This window comes from Cutibacterium sp. LaCa_255 (assembly GCF_057458005.1).
In genome coordinates this window covers 679,029-700,854 of sequence record NZ_CP190956.1, presented here as the reverse complement: position 1 = coordinate 700,854, position 21,826 = coordinate 679,029, and the positions used below count along the sequence as shown (strand labels likewise).

At 59.8% G+C, this 21,826-nt stretch carries 12 protein-coding genes; all 12 read right to left on the bottom strand.

The annotated features are described in order from the left end of the window. Nucleotides 1-21: 21 nt before the first annotated feature. From ACP8ML_RS03150 to ACP8ML_RS03095, 12 genes are read right to left on the bottom strand one after another with little or no spacing between them, the layout of a single operon-like run. Nucleotides 22-1,278, bottom strand: a complete 1,257-nt coding sequence (locus ACP8ML_RS03150; protein ID WP_486703027.1) for an acyl carrier protein — start codon at nucleotides 1,276-1,278, stop codon at nucleotides 22-24. A gap of 19 nt (nucleotides 1,279-1,297) precedes the next feature. Further along, a complete protein-coding gene (locus ACP8ML_RS03145) occupies nucleotides 1,298-9,397 on the bottom strand; it encodes a beta-ketoacyl synthase N-terminal-like domain-containing protein (protein WP_486703026.1) in 8,100 nt (2,699 codons plus the stop codon). Between the two features lie 31 nt (nucleotides 9,398-9,428). After that, entirely contained in the window at nucleotides 9,429-10,076 is a 648-nt protein-coding gene (locus ACP8ML_RS03140) for an ABC-2 transporter permease (protein ID WP_117188437.1), read from the bottom strand. Beyond that, entirely contained in the window at nucleotides 10,073-10,936 is an 864-nt protein-coding gene (locus ACP8ML_RS03135) for an ABC transporter ATP-binding protein (RefSeq protein WP_117188439.1), read from the bottom strand. The genes ACP8ML_RS03140 and ACP8ML_RS03135 overlap by 4 nt, the downstream gene beginning before the upstream one ends. Beyond that, the gene (locus ACP8ML_RS03130; protein WP_117188441.1) at nucleotides 10,936-13,812 is read right to left on the bottom strand and encodes a beta-ketoacyl [acyl carrier protein] synthase domain-containing protein; all 2,877 of its coding nucleotides are present in this window, start codon (nucleotides 13,810-13,812) and stop codon (nucleotides 10,936-10,938) included. Before ACP8ML_RS03130 ends, ACP8ML_RS03135 begins: the two co-directional genes overlap by 1 nt. Continuing rightward, the gene (locus ACP8ML_RS03125; RefSeq protein WP_117188443.1) at nucleotides 13,809-14,666 is read right to left on the bottom strand and encodes an ABC transporter permease; all 858 of its coding nucleotides are present in this window, start codon (nucleotides 14,664-14,666) and stop codon (nucleotides 13,809-13,811) included. The genes ACP8ML_RS03130 and ACP8ML_RS03125 overlap by 4 nt, the downstream gene beginning before the upstream one ends. Continuing rightward, nucleotides 14,663-15,568, bottom strand: a complete 906-nt coding sequence (locus tag ACP8ML_RS03120; RefSeq protein WP_171048526.1) for an ABC transporter ATP-binding protein — start codon at nucleotides 15,566-15,568, stop codon at nucleotides 14,663-14,665. Before ACP8ML_RS03120 ends, ACP8ML_RS03125 begins: the two co-directional genes overlap by 4 nt. Continuing rightward, complete coding sequence (locus tag ACP8ML_RS03115) at nucleotides 15,561-16,331, bottom strand: enoyl-CoA hydratase/isomerase (RefSeq protein WP_117188447.1); 771 nt, start codon at nucleotides 16,329-16,331, stop codon at nucleotides 15,561-15,563. Before ACP8ML_RS03115 ends, ACP8ML_RS03120 begins: the two co-directional genes overlap by 8 nt. Before the next feature lies 1 nt (nucleotide 16,332). Then, the gene (gene fabD / locus ACP8ML_RS03110; RefSeq protein WP_117188449.1) at nucleotides 16,333-18,540 is read right to left on the bottom strand and encodes an ACP S-malonyltransferase; all 2,208 of its coding nucleotides are present in this window, start codon (nucleotides 18,538-18,540) and stop codon (nucleotides 16,333-16,335) included. A gap of 3 nt (nucleotides 18,541-18,543) precedes the next feature. Further along, nucleotides 18,544-19,764 carry a beta-ketoacyl synthase N-terminal-like domain-containing protein gene (locus tag ACP8ML_RS03105; protein ID WP_117188451.1) on the bottom strand — a complete coding sequence of 407 codons (1,221 nt, stop codon included), beginning with the start codon at nucleotides 19,762-19,764 and terminating at the stop codon, nucleotides 18,544-18,546. After that, a complete protein-coding gene (locus ACP8ML_RS03100; RefSeq protein ID WP_117188453.1) occupies nucleotides 19,757-20,695 on the bottom strand; it encodes an acyltransferase domain-containing protein in 939 nt (312 codons plus the stop codon). Before ACP8ML_RS03100 ends, ACP8ML_RS03105 begins: the two co-directional genes overlap by 8 nt. A gap of 5 nt (nucleotides 20,696-20,700) precedes the next feature. Next, nucleotides 20,701-21,396, bottom strand: a complete 696-nt coding sequence (locus tag ACP8ML_RS03095; RefSeq protein WP_270237509.1) for an MBL fold metallo-hydrolase — start codon at nucleotides 21,394-21,396, stop codon at nucleotides 20,701-20,703. Between the last annotated feature and the right edge of the window lie 430 nt (nucleotides 21,397-21,826).

Below are 21,826 nucleotides of genomic sequence, written 5' to 3'. Positions count from 1 at the left end.
AGACGGCGTCGTTAGTCCCTGTTAAGCCATCATTATCGCCGAGGTAGTGCGCGTAGTCCCCCCCTCGACTCCCACAAAGACGCCGACGCGATGGTTACGGAGTTCCTGTTTGCCTACCCCAGCATCCTCAAGTCCACGCCACATCTCTTGCAGCAAGAGTCGTTGACGAGGATCCATCTGTTCGGCGTCGCGAGGCGTCACACCAAAGAACCGGGCATCAAACTCATCGATGCCGTCAATCCATCCGCCGACCAGACCCCCACCAGAGGGGAGACCAGGACGGTCAGCAGGCACCGGGCCGATAGCGGTGCCACCTGTGACCACCTGATGCCAAAGCTCATCAACGTCGGCGGCTCCGGGAAACCTACCGCTGAGACCGATGATGTCAGCAGGAATTCCTCGACGGTCGTCGACGACGGACTTCCGCGCCGGAATAAGAAGACCACGATCCGCGGGCAGCGCCAACACGGCTGGCCTCTGGCGGGTCGTGATCTCGGCGCTCTCCGGCGAGTCGGAAATTCCGTACTTATGCGTAACCGCAGCGGGCGCCTCATTGGCAAGGCCCTTTGCCAATTCAAGACAGGAACCATAGCGAAAGAAGAGATCGGGCGTGAGCGTGTAGCCCACAACCGATGAAAGGTCCTCCGCCAGCTCAATCACATTGATGGAGTCCAGTCCGAAGGTGGAAAAGGACTCGTCCTCTTGAACCAACGACACCGGCATTCTGTGGAAATCAGCTAGGCCTCGGCGAATGTCTTCAAGGAGACGATCTGTGTCGATACCCTTCCCGTGCGAATTGCTCCCCGAATTCGACGTCTCCGCGGCTACCTCAAGGCCAATGATCGCCCGGCGCTCTCCTGCTTTATCCAAGATCAAGGCGCGAACTTCATCGGTCGAATCAGCGGGGATGCCATACCGCTCCACGGACAGCCATGTCGCGGGCGCTGGCAAGCCTTCCGCCGCCTGCGACAGATCGAGAGCATCTTCCAGCGAGAGGTCTCGCGTCGACACAGCACCACCCGGATTCCACACCGAGCCACGACACAGCACTCGTCGCGCCGATCCGGACTTGAGGACCAACGACCACTGCGGCGCACCCGGCTGATCTCCCCACGCGAGCTGCAGCGTGTCATGTGGGGAGGCCATCGTGGTGTTCTCTCCCCATTCGACGCGCGTGAGCCAGCACGACGCAGATGTCTCCCGTGCAAGAACGCCCCGGACAAGCTCCAGTTGAGTCAGAGCATCCAAGGTGATGTCTGTTGAGGTCTGCTGAGTCATGATCATGAGCCTCTTTCTCTCAAGCGCGCGTGATATCGATCCAGCGGAGGCCGCTGGTCTCATCGGGAATCTGTTCGGGCGCAGAAGGCGCCTGAGGCCAATAGCTGTCGGTGGCAAACGGATACGCGGGCACACCAACTAAGCGCGGAACGTCATTGCCCGTCGGAGCCGGGTTGTAGCCCTGACAGTACAACTCTGTAATGGCGCAAGCGGTATCCGCAGAAACGTAGGTACTCGCTGTCGTGATCTCCGACCACAGCGAGATCATCGTGTCGTTTAGGACCCGGTTTGGAGCGAACGTGCTTGGGACCTCCCCGCGTCGCACCTCTGATGCCTCGTCATCAGCTGCGGCCGCACGCAATAGAGCAACCGCATCCCCGCCCGGAGGCACCACCACCGCACAGCGGTGTCTAAAGTGGAAGCGATGATGTGCCAATGTTGCCGCCACCGCACCAAGCGCGACGTCGCGGCCATCGGTTTCGAGCCAGGTCGCGAGATCGGCGCAGCGCTGATGCAAAGACGCCTCACTCTTCGCCGACAGCAACAACACCACCGAAGCAGACACCACCGGCGCCACCTCAACCGCAGGCACTATCCGCTCCAACACCACATGAGCATTAGTCCCAGAAAAACCGAACGAACTCACACCACCACGACGAACATCACCAGACCAATCCGCCAACTCACGATTAACAAAAACCGGCGAACTGTCCCAATCCACATACGAACTCAACGGCTCAGCACACACACTCGGCGGAATCTCCCCCGCCATCAACGCACGCGCCAACACCACCAAACCCACCAAACCCGACGCCGCCAACGAATGCCCCACATTCGGCTTGACAGACACCAACGCACACGAACCAACATCCACCGACCCAAACGCCTCCACCAGCGCGTTCACCTCGATCGGATCACCCAACGGCGTACCCGTCCCATGCGCTACAACCAAACCCAACGACGCCGGATCCACACCACTGCGAGACCACACCTGCCGCAACAACTCCACCTGAGCCTGACCCGACGGAGCCGAAATCCCATTCGTGCGACCATCACAATTCACACCCGAGCCCAACACCCGAGCCACACGACCCAACCCGTGAGCAGACACCACATCCTCACGAGCCAACACCACCGCCACCACAGCCTCACCAGGCACCAAACCATCAGCCTCAGCACCAAAAGCCGCACACACACCACTCAGCGAGACCATGCCCGCATCGGACATAGCCAAGTACGCCTCTTCAGAGGAGAAGATGGCGGCGGCGGCGGCGATGGCAATGTCACACTCGCCCGATTCCAAACTCCGAACCGCCTGATGAAAAGCCACCAAACCCGACGAACACGCCGTATCAATCGACATGACAGGACCGCGCAGATTCAGGTGATAAGCCAGTCTCGCCGCCAAGAGCGAATCGTTCAGCGCAGTCATGGATCGGGTGTCGCTGGCGATCTCGTCGAAGGTTCCTGACTCTGCGCCGACGAAGACGCCGACCCGTTCCTTCTCAAGAACCGACGGCCCTACCCCCGCATCCTCCAACGCATGCCACATCTCCTCCAACAACAACCGCTGCCGAGGATCCATCACCTCAGCCTCACGAGGAGCAATCTCAAAGAACAACGGATCAAACCAACCCACCGACTCCAACCAACCACCCACCGCACCCGCAGCAGAACCCCACCACGGCACACGCTCCGCCGGCACATCCCTCAGAGCCAACCGACCCTCACGCACCAACGACCACAAACCATCCACACCCACACCCGACGGAAACACACCCGACATCCCCGCCAACACCACATCCGAGCAGCGAGCAGCTGAGCCGCGAGCACGCAACTTCTCGGTTCGGGCTAGAACCAACCCGGAATCGACAGTGAGGGCTTGTGGCAATTGCGGCATGGCCTGGCGAATCTTCTCGCTGTAGCGATTCGCCAAGTAGAACGTCAATCGCTCGAACGTCGGATGGCTGAACAGCGCATCAGGGCCGAGGCGCACGCCGAGCCTGCGACTGATTTCACGCGCTAGATCGGGCAGGTTCAGCGAGTCGGCACCATAGGTAGCGAAGGTTTGCTGCCGGTCGAGGTGACCCTCGTCGAGTCCAAGCACCCCCGTGAGAGATTCTTGGACCTGCTGCTCCACCCACGAGAGCACCACAGACTCGTCTAGCATCGGGATTGCCCCGCGTGTTTGCGCAGCGGCCTTGCGATCGCAGCGGAGACCAGTGATCTCCCCCGTGACCCTGCCATCCGCATCGAAGAAGTGAATGTCGACATTAGTGGCGCTGACGATCGTCACTCGTGCCTGCGTCGCCTCAGCAGAGTCGGTCGGCACCACGGCGCGATCGATTCCGACCAAGACGCCCTGCCCAAGGTAGGCATTCGCCCCCGCAAGGATCTCTTGGACGAAGTCAGAGAACTCGCCGGTGGAGGCGCCGCGAGTGAACTGAAGCGTCGGCAGACCGGCTGTCGGGGACTGGTCTAGAGGCCCTGCTGCCGTCGCCCTACCATCGGCCACCGTATCCTCATCACACAACAGCCGCCAGACCAATCCGGTGCCGTCAGCCTCGCATTCGATGCTGACATCACCATCCGGTGTGGCGCCTCCGCGCCACCATGCGACGTCGTGGATTGCGATGGGATCGGTTGTATGCAAAGCGACGCAGCTCGCTTCGGTGACCGCCGCAAGGAGATGAGCAGGATCATCGATGCGGAACGAGACTAGAGAGAAGCGCGCCTGCGACAGCGAGGATTGATTCTCGACCAGATATGTTCGCGGCTCGTGTCCCAGGCCGAGAACCATCGTGTGCGTAGGCCAGTAGTCGGCATGGTCAAAGGCATAACCGGGCAGTGCCGCTGGCGTCTCAGAACGAGGCCACCATGCAGTCGGATCACAACCAGTGCAGTAAAGTCGTCCTAGCGCCTCCATGTCCTGACTAGTCGCAGCCTGCGCCGCAAGCGTGGCCGCAGTGTGCTCCAGCGATTGGTTGCGGCGATGTCCCTGTGGCACTGAGCCACGGACAATCCCGCGCCCCTTCTCGCCCTCAGCTGCGCGACGAAGTGTGTCCACTGCGCTATCTGTGTCAGAGGCGACCACGGCGACACGAAGCGCAAAGTGGCTTCTTGCTCCCGCCAACGTTCGAGCGGCGGTAATGAGATTCGTAGGCTCGGTTTCGAGCCAGGTCGCGAGATCGGCGCAGCGCTGATGCAAAGACGCCTCACTCTTCGCCGACAGCAACAACACCACCGAAGCAGACACCACCGGCGCCACCTCAACCGCAGGCACTATCCGCTCCAACACCACATGAGCATTAGTCCCAGAAAAACCGAACGAACTCACACCACCACGACGAACATCACCAGACCAATCCGCCAACTCACGATTAACAAAAACCGGCGAACTGTCCCAATCCACATACGAACTCAACGGCTCAGCACACACACTCGGCGGAATCTCCCCCGCCATCAACGCACGCGCCAACACCACCAAACCCACCAAACCCGACGCCGCCAACGAATGCCCCACATTCGGCTTGACAGACACCAACGCACACGAACCAACATCCACCGACCCAAACGCCTCCACCAGCGCGTTCACCTCGATCGGATCACCCAACGGCGTACCCGTCCCATGCGCTACAACCAAACCCAACGACGCCGGATCCACACCACTGCGAGACCACACCTGCCGCAACAACTCCACCTGAGCCTGACCCGACGGAGCCGAAATCCCATTCGTGCGACCATCACAATTCACACCCGAGCCCAACACCCGAGCCACACGACCCAACCCGTGAGCAGACACCACATCCTCACGAGCCAACACCACCGCCACCACAGCCTCACCAGGCACCAAACCATCAGCCTCAGCACCAAAAGCCGCACACACACCACTCAGCGAGACCATGCCCGCATCCGTGAGTTCGGAGAGTTCCTTAGCTGTGCACATGATGTTGGCGGCAGCGACGATGGCAATGTCACACTCGCCCGATTCCAAACTCCGAACCGCCTGATGAAAAGCCACCAAACCCGACGAACACGCCGTATCAATCGACATGACAGGACCGCGCAGATTCAAGAAGTAGGAGAGGCGTCCGGCCATAATCGCGTTGTTGGTGGACGTCACATTGCCTTGACCGTCGATGAGATCGGCAAAGTCGCCCCGTTCTGCGCCGACGAAGACGCCGACCCGTTCCTTCTCAAGAACCGACGGCCCTACCCCCGCATCCTCCAACGCATGCCACATCTCCTCCAACAACAACCGCTGCCGAGGATCCATCACCTCAGCCTCACGAGGAGCAATCTCAAAGAACAACGGATCAAACCAACCCACCGACTCCAACCAACCACCCACCGCACCCGCAGCAGAACCCCACCACGGCACACGCTCCGCCGGCACATCCCTCAGAGCCAACCGACCCTCACGCACCAACGACCACAAACCATCCACACCCACACCCGACGGAAACACACCCGACATCCCCGCCAACACCACGGACGGCCGTTCAGGGATCGAGGCGCCGCCACAAGCGTTCTGCGGCCAACGAGCGGGATCGGACTGATCGTTCTCGCAAGAAACCGGCAAATCTCCCACAACTGGAGCCTCAGGCGCTGGCGTGTCATTGCCAGGCGTGCTCACGACCACCGTCAGACCCGACTCGTTAGCACGGCCACGGCTGCGCCTGGTCAACCTGCTCCGAGTCTCCTGCGCAGCGGCGAATTCTGGCGTCACAGCTAGGTCGAGCGAAACCCCCGGAGTCGCCTCCGGCTGAATACGAGAAGACAGGTAGCGGGCAAGATCGATGATCGTCGGATGATTGAAGAAGACGTCCGGCATGAGTTCGACGCACAGGCGCTCGGAAATCGCGCCAGCGAGTTCGACGAGCATCAACGAGTCAAGTCCCAAGTCGTGCAACGAGACGTCGACATCGATATCGGCTGCCGAGATACGAAGAATGTCCTGGAGAGCGTCCATAAGAACCCGCTCAACATCATCCGTCGCTCCCCCGTTGACAACTGACGGGACATCTGTATTCTCAATTGCCGACGAGTCCTCATCGGACACCATGGCATCCAGAGCTACGGATTGTTTGTCTAGCGTCTCTGCTCCGTCATTGAGCTCATCGGCACGCCTTTGTGTGGCGGCGTCAGAAGCACTGCCCGCGAGCCGCGAAATAGCGGCCGCAGAACGCTCGATTTCACCCTTAAGTACCACGAGGGAAGTCGCCTCCGTAGCACCCACCGCAGCCACAATCTCCATTGCCTCTTCGGGTAGCAGCGGATCTTGACCACTGGCAGCGACAAGGAAGTTGGCCCGCTCACGATCCTCCTCGCCGAGGCCAACCTCTCCCCAGAGCGGCCAGGCAAAGGCCAAGCCAGGAGCATGCTCCGCTAATGCGGCAAGGTAACGGTTCCCGACGGCATATTCCGCACTGCCAAAGTCGCCCAAAAAGGCAGCCGTGGACGAGCACCACACGAGACGATCGACGTCGATAGCTAACTGCGCTACTTGTTCCGCAGCGTCGATGCGCAACCGGAATCCGTGACGAACCTCATCGAGATCGGCATCGAGGAGCGATGGCAGCGCACCTGAACCGGCTGACCACACGATGCCCATTAGTGGGCCGTCGGACTGCACAATTTCGATGAGTGGCTTCACCATACTGGGATCACTGAGATCGACAGAGTGGTACTCGACATCGTCGAGTCCGTACTGGGCGAGAACCGGCAAAGCCTCATGAGAGGACCGGCGACCGACGCCGATCACGGTAGCTCCTTGCTCATGCAGCCACGACGCGAACGTTCGGCCAAGACCACCAGTCACGCCCAAGATCAGCCAACGCCCAGTGACCGCATCCAGCGGCGTCAGCGCTTCCGCAGGCACATCCAGCTGTTTCACAGCTACGTCGTCTGCTCGCACCATCGAGCTCCCTGCAGCTGGATCCAAGGCATCCAGGACCCGCCGACGCCACGCGTCGGCTTCTCTTGCTGCGGCATCAACGAGGATTGCTCGAACCTGCCATCCCGGAATCACTCTCCCGGCCGACCGCTCAAATCCAATGAGGGCCTCACCAAAACGAGCACTCGTGTCGTCGTCGATGCTGGCGAGCAGAAAGACCTGAGGGGGCTCGTCGGCCATACGTGCGAGCTCAGCTAGCAACTGCCATGCAGCAGTCATAGCCTCTGCATCCCATGGCCCAGCAAGGGTGCGTAGATCGATAACGGTGTCGATCTTCTCTTTGGAAAGGATCGCCGTCACGTCGTCGAGGGAATCTGCCATGTCGACGGCATCGCGATCGGACCATTCCTTCAGCCACGGCTCGGCTATATCGGCCGGTCCGAACAAGAGGGTGCGCCCAAGGCTAGACTGCCGCGGCCTGTTATCGGTGGCCCATGTCTCAGCGAGCAAGGCCACAGTCGTTGGTAAAGCCGTGATCGCAGGCGACATCTCCTGCCCCAGCAATCCATCCAGGTAGCGCTCTACAACGCCCTTGCGGCGCAACTTACCCGCGCCCTGACGTAACTCGCCAGGGGCACACAGGACGACGTCGTGCACGCTGAGGCCATGCTTCTGGGACATCAGAGAGATGCAGGTCTTTCGTAAAGCGGATCGGACCTCTTCCTCAGCATCGGCAGAGGCCTCGATCGCGACGATGACCTTCTCCATGTCATTGACCTCGCACGAGAAGACACAAACGTCGAGCTCTTGATCAATGCCGCCGTATTCACGCAGTGTCAATTCAAGATTGCTTGGATCATAATTTTCTGCATTGACAATGATGGTGTCACTGAATCGTCCGACGATGTACATGGCGTCTTCGTGAATCACGGCTTGATCGCCTGTCTTGAACCACAAACTGTTATCGCTCAACACGAATTGCCGCCCGGTGAGTTCCCGGTTCTGGAAGTACTGCTGGGCGCCGCCAGGGCTGCTCACCCACAGTTCTCCCACACGGTCTTGCCCGAGATCCAGCCCATCTTGGTCGCAAACCTTGAAGCGAATATCCGCGCGTTCACGACCACAACAAGTCAGCGCACGAGTGCCTTCTGCCCCAGCCTCACGCACCTCGACCCGCGCCTCACGCAAGGCCTCACGCTCAACTGTCAGCCATGTGGTGGGTTCGTTGGGCTCCTCACAGCAGACTGGGCCCATTTCCGTCGAGCCATAGTGAGGGGTGATGACAGACTCCGCGAGGCCGAAAGGAGCGAAAGCGGCATTGAAGCGCTCGACCGTATCGCGACGTACGGCTTCTCCTGCGGAGGCGATGACTCGCAAGGAAGCGAGTGAGTCAGAAGCAGTCAGGCCGTGTGCACCGTATCGAACCACATGATCAAGTGCAAAGTTCGGGGCCCCGGAGTGGGTGGCACGCCGCTTCGCCAGCATCCGCAGCCATAATTCTGGCGTTTCGACAAAGGTGTTGGGCGGCATGAGCAGGCACGGGCAACCCGCCGCCAAGGGGGCGAGCATGCCCAGTAAGAGACCAAAACTGTGGCTCAAGGGCAGCCATGAGACAAAACTGCTCTCCGCGCTGGTGTCCCATAAAACCACGCTTGCCTCGATCTGCGCCTCCAGGTTTGCGTGGCTGTGAGGCACGCCCTTGGGCGTCCCCGTTGAACCCGACGAGTAGAGCATCATGGCGGTCTGATCCGGATCTCGCGGGAGAGCTGCGTCCAGTTCCGGCTCGTCGAGAAGATCCGCGATGGCGACCGCCACATAATCGTGCTCGCCCGCGTTCGCGGCGAAAATATCCAAATGGGCTGAGTCAGTCAGCACCGCCGTTGGTGCTGCATGACCGAGCACATACACGACGAAGGGCGAAAGTTGCTCGCCTCGGTCAATGTCGTCCGTCTTTAACGGCACTGAAACCACATTCGCGTGCGAGCACGCCAGCATGCCCACGACCAAATTCGGCCCGTCAGGCAGGGCCAGAATGATGCGATCTCCGGGCTCAGTGTGCTGCGTCAACCAATGCGCGATGCGGGCGCCCCGCTCGGCTGCTGCTGAACCAAGCACCGTCTCCGTTTCCGAGCGGCCGTCACTCAAGGACCAAGACAGCACGTCACCGTGTTCACGGCAGCGGTCTACCCAGCTCGAAGTATCAGCCTTCACATCGGAATTCATCGCAACCTCTCAGAATGGCAGTCAGAAGGAGTTAGAAATCAGCGCGTTCAAAGCGCGCGACGCTCAACCGGACCGAGGCGATATTCGCCAGCACAAATACCGCAATACCACCGCCCAGGATCGCGAGCTGGCCACCTAGATGCTGTATTTCAATAGCATTGAGGACAGCGCCAATCGGCCCACCCAAGTGAGCAGCTACCTCGATCACCACAGCCAATAAGGCAGCCACGGTAGAAGCAACGATGCTGGGCATAGCCAAGCTTGACGCATTCTTCAGAAACATCGGAAAGAAGATAAGGTTGTAAATTCCAAACATGGCGAAGGCTAACCCCATCAGTGCAATGTTTGCTTCGATCCCCACAGGATTCAGAGCCGGGTTAATGCGATAGCGTGTGAAGATGACAGGAACACACGAAATCACCTGAACTATTTCCACCAGGCACGCAAGCTGGATGTAGCCAATCGCAATCTCGCGTTTACGTATCGGAAGCATCAGTGAAAAGTCCACGTCGTGATTCTCGCGGACGCCTTGGAACACGAAGTACAGCGCCAGAACCTGATAAAGGAAAGTCATGAAGTACGGGTACTCCGGCACATACAGCAGCGCTACCAGACCGATAAACAGCCATGTGATCGGAAAATTCACCAGACGAAGATTCTTTCGTAGCATGGTATTCACTTGCGCTTCTCCTCGCGCTCAAGATGGACGATGATGTCGTTGAGGCTGGGCTGGGAGGCGTCCAGACCAGAAACTAGGTCGGCGAACTCCCGAGGCAAGATCGCTTGGGTGCGATCACGCACCTCGGTCGCGCCCACGAGTGCCTCGCGTAGCTGCCCCGACAGCGACAGCGTTGGAGCATCGATCATCAGGTACCGGTGCAGGAATGAGTCGAGAGGTTCCGTGGCCCGCACCCTGCCCTGCTCCAGGTACGTGATGTCGTCAGCGATCTGCTCAAGATCGGTCATCTGGTGAGTGGAGAAGAGCAGCGAGAGACCTTCGCTATCCACGAGTGTGCGCAGATCTTGAAGCAGATCATCGCGAGAAAGTGGATCCAGCCCACTGGTGGGCTCATCCAGAATCACTAATTCCGCATTACGGGACAGAGCAAGGGCGAGACCAAACTTGACGCGCATTCCAGCCGAGAGCTCGTCGACCTTCTTACTAAGCACAAGATCAAAGCGCTCCACATAGCGCTCGAAAATCTTGTCGTCCCAGCTATCAAAGAAACGAGAATAAACATCGGCGATAACACTCAACTTCTTCTTAGGATAGAAAGTCACCTGACCGAGTGAGAGAGAAACACGGTTCCGAACTTCGTGCTCACGACCGTGATAGTCACTGCCAAAGAAGCGAACTTCACCGCTATCAGGATGAATATTTCCCATCAAGGCTTTGAGTGTTGTCGTCTTACCAGCACCGTTCTGCCCAACAAATCCCATCACTCGCCCTAGGGGAAGAGCGAAACTTACCTTATCCAATAGAAATTTGGGATACGTTTTTATCAGGTCTTCAACCTCGAGAACATACGGCTCCGCCATTATGCGTCCTTCCCTGCTTGTGATTGATAGGACACGCCTTCCAGTCTCGTTGCCACCTGACCCTCAGCATCTGCAACGACAATGTCGACGAGCTGATCGCGACAGCAGGCCGTGATGTGGGTCTGCTGGGGTGTGGCGCCAGCGATCCACAGGCGGTCCACACTCTGAGGCCATGGGGCGGGAGCGGACTCTCCATCAGCCCACCAGCCGATGTCCAAGGCATCTGTGGTCGTGTACACATCACAGACCACATTGCGCCCTCGACCGTGGTACTCCGAGTTTGCATCTATCCGGGCTTGCGCCGCACCCGTCGTCTTAGCCGCCGTAACGACACATTCATAGCCGCCCGCTCGGATAACGCCTGCGGCCACCAAGTCGCGCTGCCAAGCTTGGGCGCCCGTCTCCGTCGTCTCAATTACCGAAGAAGCACAGCCGGGAACAGAGGAAGCTGCAGACACCGTCGTTTGGAACAGCACCTCACCGCTCGAGACGAGGATAACGTCGATGTCGATCTTGCCATCGTCACGGGATCCCACCAGGGTTCTCGTCCACTGTGTCTCTCCCTTGCGGATTGCCAGGGGCTCACCCCACCGTAGATCCTCAAAGAGAACGGCCCCCGCAAGACCGGCGACCGATGCCGCCGCACAATATCGAGCAACTTCGATCCACGCTGCGGCAGGAACATAGTTTCGCTGGGCAAACTTATAGTTGCGCACTATTGGATTGCCAGCCTCCCACACTGACAGGAAAGCTTGATCGCGTAGATCGCTGTCATTGCTGAACACCAGAGCATGTCGACGAGACGGATGAGCAGCGCGTGTGCCTTGAACCACCAATCCGTGTCTCTCAGCAGCAAAGGGATAGAGCGGAGTGATGGGAGTGCCGGGACGATTGTCGTCCCAAGGCGACGCTTCTCCTCGGACCCACCGGCCCAGCGTCGTGTCAGTGGGAGTGGCGGCCGTGGACTGTTCGCCACGCGTGTCGCCTTGGCCACTCTGTGGTGAAGACTGCGAGTCGTGCGTGACCTTGCCACGCTGCACACGGCTGTCATCACCAGCCAGCACGGCATCGATGATCTCGCAAGCATCTTCGGCATCACTGGCGGAGAACGTCAATCGGTATGCCATCGGCTGAGCCGCTAGACGTCCACGGGCGATCTGTTCGAGTCCCGCTCGGTCCGCACCTGTGAGCATCTCGCGTACCAATTCGAGGAGGCGAACGAGCGCCTCGGGAGATTGAGCAGAAAAGAGGAGGGGCACCGCGTCGCTCCATGCCTGCTCCACCCGCTCCTGGGCATGCGGCTTACTCACCACCATGTGAGCGTTAGCCCCACCGAACCCAAAGGAGCTGATGCAGGCAACATCGGACCGTCCGGTTGGCCAAGGAGTGTTTTCAACAGCAAGGGCGAGTACCCCTGGAGCGGGGTCAAGGTCGGGATTGACCGTCGTGAAATGGCCAAGCCCTGGAACTAGCGAATGCTCGAGGCTCAAGACGGCCTTCATGACGCTGACCAGCGCGGCGGCGGACTCGAGGTGCCCTACGACAGTCTTCGCTGATGTAAGGAGGGCAGGATCTGCATCTGGGTGGACTCCACCCAACGCGAGATTCAGCCCCTCAACCTCCATGGGATCGCCAAGAGGAGTACCTGTGCCATGGCATTCGACCATACCGACCTGCTCAGGCCCGATACGCGCCTCGGCGAGAGCTTCCGCAACAAGGGCAGCCTGCGCCCGCGGGTTAGGGGCACGCAGGGAGCCCGTATAGCCATCCTCATTGACGGCAGTCCCTTGGACGATGGCGCGGACCCGATAACCGTCGGCCTCGTGCGTACGACGCAAGACGAAGACAACGACGCCTTCGGAGCGAACATACCCATCCGCTGAGGCATCGAACGTAGCGCAGCGCCCCTGGCTTGACTGCATACCGGCCAAGTTGTTGCACATCAAGGTCGCTGCGGAGCCAAGATAGTTGACACCGGCGACGATCGCGACGTCCACCTCATGAGACAGCAATGCCTGCGTCGCTAGATGCAGCGCGACTCCTGAACTCGAGCAGGCCGTGTTCACGACAAGGCTCGGGCCGCGCAGGTCATACCAGCGCGAGAGGCGATTGGCCAGCATTGCCGCATGGTTACCGGAGTCCAGATGTCCAGCGTAGGAGTCACTTGCACCATCGGTAATACGCGAGATATCTCGATAATCGATGATCTGAGCTCCCACATAGACGCCAGTACGCGTAGCGCGCAGTGACGAGGGCCGCTCACCGGCGTCTTCAAGCGCGTGCCACGTCACCTCGAGGAGGCGACGCTGCTGCGGGTCCATCGATTGCGCCTCAAGTGGAGAGATATTGAAGAATGCAGCATCAAACTCGTCCATCCCCTCGACAATGCCGGCATACCGCGGCAGGGCCGACGTGTCATCATGATCGCGAAGGTGCTGCTCCACAAGCCATGGACGAGATTCCTCAAGGACAGAAATGCAGTCACGCTGGGTGACCAGCGCATCCCAGAACTGCTCAGGTGTCCGGATGTCGGGGGGAAGCTGGCAGGCCATCCCAACGATGGCGACATCCTCAATCAGCGGCGATGCAGACTCATTCTTGCCAGCGTCATCGTCCGCTTCGCCCACCTCACTCGACTCGATGCCAACGAGCGCAGCCAGGACCTCTTCCAGTTGCTCTGGTTGTGGGTTCATGAACAACTTACCCACGGGAACGTCCACATCTAGGAGATCGCTCAATCCGCGAGCCACTTGGATGTAATCCACGGAGCCAAGACCTAGTTCGGCGAGCGAGATATCAGAATCCCGCGAGATCCCCCAAGGCTCGAGCACCTCATTCAGGACAGCAATCACGTCGCCGCGCGTCAGCCCGGTCATCGGATGCCCTCTCCGAGGGCTGGGGTGTTTCCGTCCGGAACAGCCTTCTGCCGTCCCTCGTGGCGCCCGCCCCCGACGGCGCGTCGGGTGAGTCGGTTCAAAAAGATGGGCGTCAATACGAGTCCGACGAGCATCCACACGGACACATTGAGCGCAGCAATTTCGGGCTCAAACTTTCCGCCGATCTCCAACACTCCACCGGATGCTGGCAGCATCGCCTCACGGAAGAGCTGCCCAAGCCAGAATAGCGGCGAATACGAACCCACCGTTTGCATCCAAGCCGGGGTCATAATCATGGGCACTACCAGCCCCGAGAAGATAATCATCACAACAAAGGGGGTCATGGCGGCACTGATCGACGACGATCCGCTGCGCACAATTGATCCCAAAAGCAGACCCCACGTGGTGCATAATAGCAGGCCCGTAATCAAGGCAGCGATGAGAAGAAGAATGTTGACCTGGAAGCCTGAGGAAAAGAAAAACACCGGCAAGAGGAGCGCAGATCCCAGAAGCGTGCTCAATGTCTGATGGATGGTCTGCCCAACGGCATAGATCGCGAGTCCCTGGGGGAGCGTGCGCAACCGCTGCACGGTACCGTCGTAACGTTCTACTAACAGCGAGGTAAGGACACCGGAGAAACAGATCATCGTGACCTGCAAGGTGAGTAGTCCTGGAAGCACCGCGACGGGAACGGGGACGCCCATCAGTTGGCTATCGCGATACACCCATAACGCCACGCACATGATGGCTGGCGGCAGGATCATGGTGATGATGTCTTGGGGCCGGACGAGTACCAACCGCAGCGAGCTCAGGCCACGAGCGACGCCGACTCGGAGAATCAGACCCAGATTCATGAAACCCGCTCCTCTTGTTCTGCTGCCTGCGCTGCCATGATCCGCAAATAGCTGTCTTCAAGACTTCCGTGTCGGATCTCGAGATGATCGATGTCACGATTCTTCGGGTCCGCCAACAGTTGCCGTGCCAGTGCGAGATAGCCAGCACCGGCTTGCTCCACGTGCTTTTCGCCCGACTCGACCCACGTGACGGTTACCTCTCCCCCAGAGCGCCGCTTGATTTCTTCCAGCGTTCCTTGAGCCACGACCTGACCTCGAGAGATGGTCAAGAGTCGGTCCGCGATCTGCTCGACTTCATCGAGATCATGAGTGGTCACCAAAATGGCGATTCCACGCTCGCGCGCCAGGAATGAAACAAGTTCATGAAACTCGTGCCTGGCGCGGGGATCGAGGCCAGCGGTCGGTTCGTCCATAAAAATGATCTCAGGCGATCCCAACATCGCAAGCGCGACGTCGACGCGGCGTCGCTCACCACCGGACAGGCGACCCAACGGCCGATCGATAAACGCGTTGAGGCTGAGGAATTCCGTCACCTCAGCAACCAATCCATGATTGATCTGACCGCACCCATCCACCGGGTAATAGCGGGAGCAATGTTCCAAGATGCGTCGCGTCGTCCACCGTGGGTGGTCCTGCCACGACTGAAGAACGATGCCCATCTTGGAGCGCCAGCGCTCGTCGCCGTCCCAGGGTTCGATACCGAACACCTTGACGTCACCCGATGACGGAATGCGGAAGCCTTCCAGAATCTCCATGGTCGTGGTCTTGCCACTGCCATTGGGACCGAGAATGGCGACCACCTCGCCCTGGTGTACGTCAAAACTAATGCCGTTGACGGCAGTCTTGGACCCATAGCGCATTACCAAGTCGGTAACGGATACGACAACCCTCTTGTCACTCATCCCGGCCCCCCTCATCGTTCAATTCCCAGGGCATAAGATTGTCGTTGGCGTACGCGGCCATACGCTTCCTCACCAGCGGATCGGCAAAGCGACTCAAGTTCGCTTCAATCGCATGGGGACGGGCTGCTTTTGTGGAGCAGATGACGTCAGCCGAAAACCGCTTCAGGGGAGCGACACCATCGCGTGGAATCCGACACAGCCGGTTGAGCAGCCGCGCAAGCAGAACGTCGCTGCGCTCACCCATCTCGTCCACGAGCCCCCACGACAAGGCCGTGCTCGCGTCGATCGTGCGCGTTGAAATCGCCAATGTATGCGCACGTCGCGCGCCGATTCGATGAGCGAGGAAAGGAAGCACCATGGCGGGCATCAGACCAAAGAGCATCTCAGGAAGGGCAAACGTCGCCAATTGGTCCGACACGACAAAGTCGGACGCGGCGACAAAGCCCACACCGCCAGCCGCCGTCTTGCCGCGCACGTGCGTGACAACGATGACATCTCCCGAGATCATCCTGGTCCAGAGGTCGAACAGATAATCCGGCTGATGGGCGCCGGCGGCCTCGCTCGAGACTGCTACGAGATCCGCACCTGTACAGAACACATCCGGCAGCCCCGACATGATTAGAACCCCCGACCGTCGAGATGCCTCATCGAGGCCGCGCTCAACGGTCTCCAGCATCTCCCCGTCCAACGCATTGGCAGCGTCGGGACGGTGAAATCGAACGGTTGTCACACGTTCGGTGCTCTCCAGCGAGGCCGATGACATGTCAGGCCCCCTTCGCTAAGAGTTCCTGGGCAGCCTCGTACAAACTCCGGTTGATGATGCCCACGTGGCGCTGACGCCAATCAGCGAAGTCTGTCCCGGCTGCCCAAGAGTTGAACGCACCCATCGCGGGGCCAGTTGGAACGAGGTAGTCCACTTGATGCTCAGGATCGCCCGCCAGGGCAGCCTCCGCACAGTGATCGAGGTAGCTCCGAATCACACCCACAAAGACGGCTCGAGGATCGGCTTCGTCTGGGGGCAGAAGGTGCGCATGCACTGCACGCTGTCGTGCGGAGTCGAACGTCTCGCCCAGCACGCGACGCTCGATTTGGTCCTGGGTGAGCTCGTCGACCTCGTCCCAGGAGCTGAAGCGCTCAAAGACGTCTCGCAAGCGCTTGGCACGTGCGCTCACCAAGGTTCCTCGCCGCATCACCTGCATGGGCGTCAGGAGTTCAAAGGCAGCAGCTGCTGGCGCGGTCGTCGTATCTTGAATCTCGCAAGCGGCCAACAGATCCTTGACGTGATCGCTCGTCGCAGCCTCAGGAGTGCACTGATTGATGGACCCCGTCATGAGGAATTCGGCGCCCATCACGAGCGCAGCCGCGAAGGCCTCCGGTGAGCCGAGACCCCCTGCCAAGCCCACCGGAATGGGGTGCGAGAGCACGGTCGTCGCTTGATCCCGCAACCGCAGGAACGTGGGAAGAACGGCTGTGGCCGGAGCATGATCGGTGAGCCAACCGCCCTGCGAATCCGCACACAAGGAGCTAGCTGCGGCGATCGAGGACGCTACCTCGGCCTCGGCCGCAGTCACACGGGCTTCGCTGACTAGACGCTGCACGAGCGAAGCCGACAGCGGCGCGCAGAACTGACGGGCCACCTCCGGACGCGACGTCTTACACATCACCTGGTGAGGTGCGTACACCTGCTCATCTCGGCGGTAAGCACCCTTGAGCCGGAAACGGGCTAGTACCGGGGAAACACTGACATAGCCGGACGCCTCGAGACGCGTCACACCATGGCGTAAAGCGATGTCAATGAGAGCGGCCTCTCGGTCCGGCTCATACCAAGAAGGCGAGACCGCCAACGCCCAAGGCCGGGCGCCCAGCAGCGACGTGGTCTCACGGACCAGGCGCTCTACCTCGTCGAGGGGAAGTCCCTCCGTCCCCAGAGCTGCGACGAGACCGGACTCAGCCGCGGCAGCGACAAAGCGGGGACCGCTAATGCCACGGAACATAGCGCCGCACACCACGGGAAGCACATCGAGGTCTTCGACGCCGACCCTCTCGGGCTGGTCGTCTCCCCCTGCGGGTTCGGCGAGCGAGCTCGACACCTCGGCAGCAGCCTCGCTCTCGGGCACATAGATCGGTTTTGCCGAGCGCTTGATCTGCCTCGCGAGGCCAGACAAGACTGCACCAGGACCCACTTCCACAAAGTCAGTGACTCCGTACCCCATCAATACCTGGATGGACTCGCACCACCTGACCGGGCTTGAAATCTGCCGGACCAGCGTCTTGGCCACTGCATCCGCTTGATACGGGCGGGCTGTCACGTTCGCGATCACGGGAATCGTCGGGGCATTCAACGCCATGCCGTCGACGAAGGAGGCAAATTCGACGCTAGAGGGCTGCATATGCCGTGAGTGGAAAGCCCCGCTGACATTAAGCGTCACGTAGCGAGCACCACGCTTCTCGAAAGCTTCGCGGGCGGCCTCAATATCTGTGGCGGCACCAGCCACCACCACCTGCTTCGGCGAGTTGATGTTCGCGAGATCGAGGTGGTGGAGCGATTCTTCATTGATGACGTCAAGCACGCCCTGCTCATCCAGACCCACAACCGCTGCCATTCCCCCGCCACGCACCTGGGACATCAAAGCGCCACGCCGCTGCACAAGCCGTAGACCTTGTTCAAAGTCCACTACGCCCGCAGCAAAGAGTGCGTCGTACTCACCAAGACTGTGACCTGCGACAAAGTCAGGCTGTGCCTCTCCGTCATCAATGCGGGCCAAGTAGGAGAGCGCGTTCACGATAAACAACGCCGGCTGCGTGAACTGTGTCTGAGACAACTCCGAGCGGGGATCCTCCAAACACAGTGTCTTGATGGAGTAACCAAGGACCTCGTCGGCCTGCTCCACCAGCTGGGGGTAGCGCTTAAACAACTCGGCACCCATGCCGACGTGCTGAGAACCTTGGCCAGGAAATAGATGAACGATCATGTGCTACGTCTCCTCAAAGTGACGCGCGGTCAGTGGGCGGGACAAGATGAGCGAACTATTGACGCCTCCGAACCCAAAGGCGTTACTCATGACGTGGTGAACTGGACGCTGCTGGCCACGGAGATCCAGATCAGCCCTTACCGGGTGTGGCACCGGAGTGGGATGGATGAACTCCCCGGCAATCTGCAGGCAACATGCCACTGCCTCGACCAAGGAGGCAGCGCCCAGGGCATGGCCAACGAGCGCCTTGGTTGCCTGCAAGACAGGACCGTGTTCAAACACGCCGGACACCGCCTCCAATTCAACGGCGTCGCCAAGCGCTGTTCCGGTGGCGTGAAGATTGATGAGGTCGATTGCGTCAGATGCCAATCCAGCTTGCTCTAGGGCTAGACGGAAAGTGCTCTGTTCCCTTTCCAGGTTCGGCCGTGTACCGCGGCTTCCGCCGCCGCGAACTACTCCGCTGCTAAAGACAGCCATACTTTCGCCGCCCCGGGCCGCTGCATGGTTTTGTGATTCCAGGAGCACGGCCGCGCCAGCTTCTGTCAGAACCAGCCCGTGCTGCTCGGCATCCAGCGGGATGCCCGTAACCCCCGGAGCTCCTGCTGCACCGACATTGACGAATGCTTGGACGGTGGCAGGGTCAAGATGATCACTGCTGCTGACCACGAGTGCCGCATCACACGCACCCGATTGGATGGCTCGGGCAGCTGCGACAAGTCCACAGCTTCCCGCGGCCGACGCACCACCAACCACCATCGTTTCCCCTGTGGAGCCGACCAGTTCTGCAAGGCTGGCCGCCACGTCCGTTGCCCAGACTGACTGCACGTCGCTTGGGCGCACAGCGGCAGGTTGCCTGGCGAAGGTTTGGTGGAGTCCCCACTGGACGTCGCTGGTCTGTCCTTCTCCCGCAACGTAGACCGCCCAGCGGTCAGGGGCAACCGCACCTCGGCCCCCCGCTTTCTGGACTGCCTCTGATGCGGCGAGGAGAGCCAGTCCCAACTGCCGGGAACACCGGCGTGGAAGCACCGTGCCAGGCAGCAGTCCTTCAATCTCGGACATGGCCTGAAGCCTCTCAGCCGCAGTCTGCGGGGCGCGGATGACACAGCTACCGTCGGAAGGGTTTTCGCGCATGCGCCCCTCGCGTAGGAGGCGGCCGAAATCAGCAGCCCCCAGCGCTCGCGGCAGTTGGATCCCCACACCCGAGATGACCACTTTGTCAGCCATGGTGAACCTGCTCAGCTATCCTCTCAGCGGCCTCGCGTTCCTGATGAAACGGCGTCATCACAGAAAACACGTGCTTTCCTTCACGGGCTAGGCGAAGAATGGCCGCCTGTCCGCCTCCCGGTGCTAGGTCCACGATCACGCGGTGCTGGCCACCGATTAGACCACGAACACTCTCAAGAAGGTGCATTGGCCCGCGCAGGGTGCAGTAGGCGTCATCCAGAAGGTCGCCATTCACTGTTAATCCCGTGGAACACCTCACCACGTCAGTTCCCTGGAAGGGGGTGAGATCCAGCGTCGGCACCTCTGGAGCAAGCGGGGCAACGGCTGCAGTGTGGAAGGCAAAATTGACCGGCAGGCGGGACACTGTCAACCCGGATTCTCTGGCGATCCGGTCCGTCTCTGCCCACGCAGAGTTGACGCCTGCGACGACAGCATGACGGTCACCGTTGCGGGCGATAACCGTTGCATCCATCTCATCCAGCACCTGACCCAAGTCCGAATCACCAGAATCGATCAAGGCCACCATCCATCCTGCGGACATCCGATGCTCCGCTGCCGTGGTGAAACCTGCGATGTAAGCCACCGCGTCCTCTAGCGGAAGCCGAGCAGCGATCACTAACGCGATAAACTCGCCCAAGGAATTCCCAACCAGAGTGGACGGGCGCACGTCATAACTCGCGAGCACCTCGGCTAGCCCCACTTGCACGGCCACAAGGGCGATCGATGAGAGCGTGAGGTCATCGCAGGGATCAGCGAGCTGGCGTCTCTCGTCATAGAGATACGGCATGAAGCGCCGGCCGGTGCAGACGTGCAACGCGTCGTCCGCCCGATGCATGGTCGAGGCAAATTCAGGGGCAGATTCAAGCAACTTTCTGCCCATGCCGAAGTACTGGCCGCCTTGACCACCAACTAAGAATGTCACCTGTGCCACGCTGACTACTTAAAATTAAACAGGCCGACTTGACCAGCACGCATGCGAAAGCGTCTGAATTGATTAATATCTTGCAGGGAGAAGTAGATATTTTTCTCCACTACTTCTGCCATAGACAGGCCAAGTTCAGAACGGTAGCGATGCCCCGGCCACACACGGATATCCCCTGGCACCATGCGGTGCAGTTTTTGAATGCTTCTATACATGTCATCCACATCTCCACAGGGGTCGGCAATAATCCCACACCCTTCAATAAAGAGGGTGTCACCACTAAAGAGTGCATGCTCCTGTAAATAACACACGCTACCTGATGTATGACCTGGAGTAAGAAGAACCGTCAGCGAGACGGAATCGACGACGATCTCATGACCGTCCCATACCGGCCTTAGCCCCGGACAACGAAAATGAGAGACAGCGATTTCACCAGCTGACATATAGACTGGGCACTTGTGCCGCATAGCCAACTGTGGGGCAGCATTAACATGGTCATCATGACTATGAGTCAGGACCACCGCACCGAGTTCGGCACCGAGATTTGCCAGCGCCAATTCGATGGCCGCCGAATCCCAGGCGGGGTCCACGATGACGGCACGCTTGGTCACTTCATCCTGCAGAATGTAGCAGTAATTGATCGCAGCCCCAGACCTAACCCGAAGTGGATAGACGGCAACTGGCACCTTCCGCGACGAACATATCGCCATGTCTTGACCGAACATACCCACCCCCAGCATTCATGTCTCGAGACCCGACCACGCAACGGGCGATCAGTGGCGTGCACACCTCACGTTAGAGGCCTCAAATGAACTGCAGGTAATCGCAGGATGATGATTAGTAGTACTGTGATTGAGGACTTATCGGCTCTTCATGACAGATCTGCGCCTTCAACCTGGTCAACGAGGCATCCGTAGGCGCTGCGGCATTCAAGATCACCGAAGTCATTGTTTCGCGGCTTCTGACCAAACTGGGGTTGGTGCCCAACGTTCCCGGACCTTTCCACCCCGGCCAGCCCTACGATCAATCCCGACGAGATTGCCACCACAAGACAAACGCCCAGCCCACCCACCTCGGCCGATGCATCAAGATCACCGCTCGAGCCCCTCGGCTGCGGGGCTCCCCTGGAGGTCGCCACGT

Coding starts and splice junctions, on each gene's coding strand:
- ACP8ML_RS03150 (WP_486703027.1), bottom strand. CDS start 1,278: ATGACTCAGCAGACCTCAACAGACATCACCTTGGATGCTCTGACTCAA.
- ACP8ML_RS03145 (WP_486703026.1), bottom strand. CDS start 9,397: ATGAATTCCGATGTGAAGGCTGATACTTCGAGCTGGGTAGACCGCTGC.
- ACP8ML_RS03135 (WP_117188439.1), bottom strand. CDS start 10,936: ATGGCGGAGCCGTATGTTCTCGAGGTTGAAGACCTGATAAAAACGTAT.
- ACP8ML_RS03130 (WP_117188441.1), bottom strand. CDS start 13,812: ATGACCGGGCTGACGCGCGGCGACGTGATTGCTGTCCTGAATGAGGTG.
- ACP8ML_RS03125 (WP_117188443.1), bottom strand. CDS start 14,666: ATGAATCTGGGTCTGATTCTCCGAGTCGGCGTCGCTCGTGGCCTGAGC.
- ACP8ML_RS03120 (WP_171048526.1), bottom strand. CDS start 15,568: ATGAGTGACAAGAGGGTTGTCGTATCCGTTACCGACTTGGTAATGCGC.
- ACP8ML_RS03115 (WP_117188447.1), bottom strand. CDS start 16,331: ATGTCATCGGCCTCGCTGGAGAGCACCGAACGTGTGACAACCGTTCGA.
- fabD (WP_117188449.1), bottom strand. CDS start 18,540: ATGATCGTTCATCTATTTCCTGGCCAAGGTTCTCAGCACGTCGGCATG.
- ACP8ML_RS03105 (WP_117188451.1), bottom strand. CDS start 19,764: ATGGCTGACAAAGTGGTCATCTCGGGTGTGGGGATCCAACTGCCGCGA.
- ACP8ML_RS03095 (WP_270237509.1), bottom strand. CDS start 21,396: ATGGCGATATGTTCGTCGCGGAAGGTGCCAGTTGCCGTCTATCCACTT.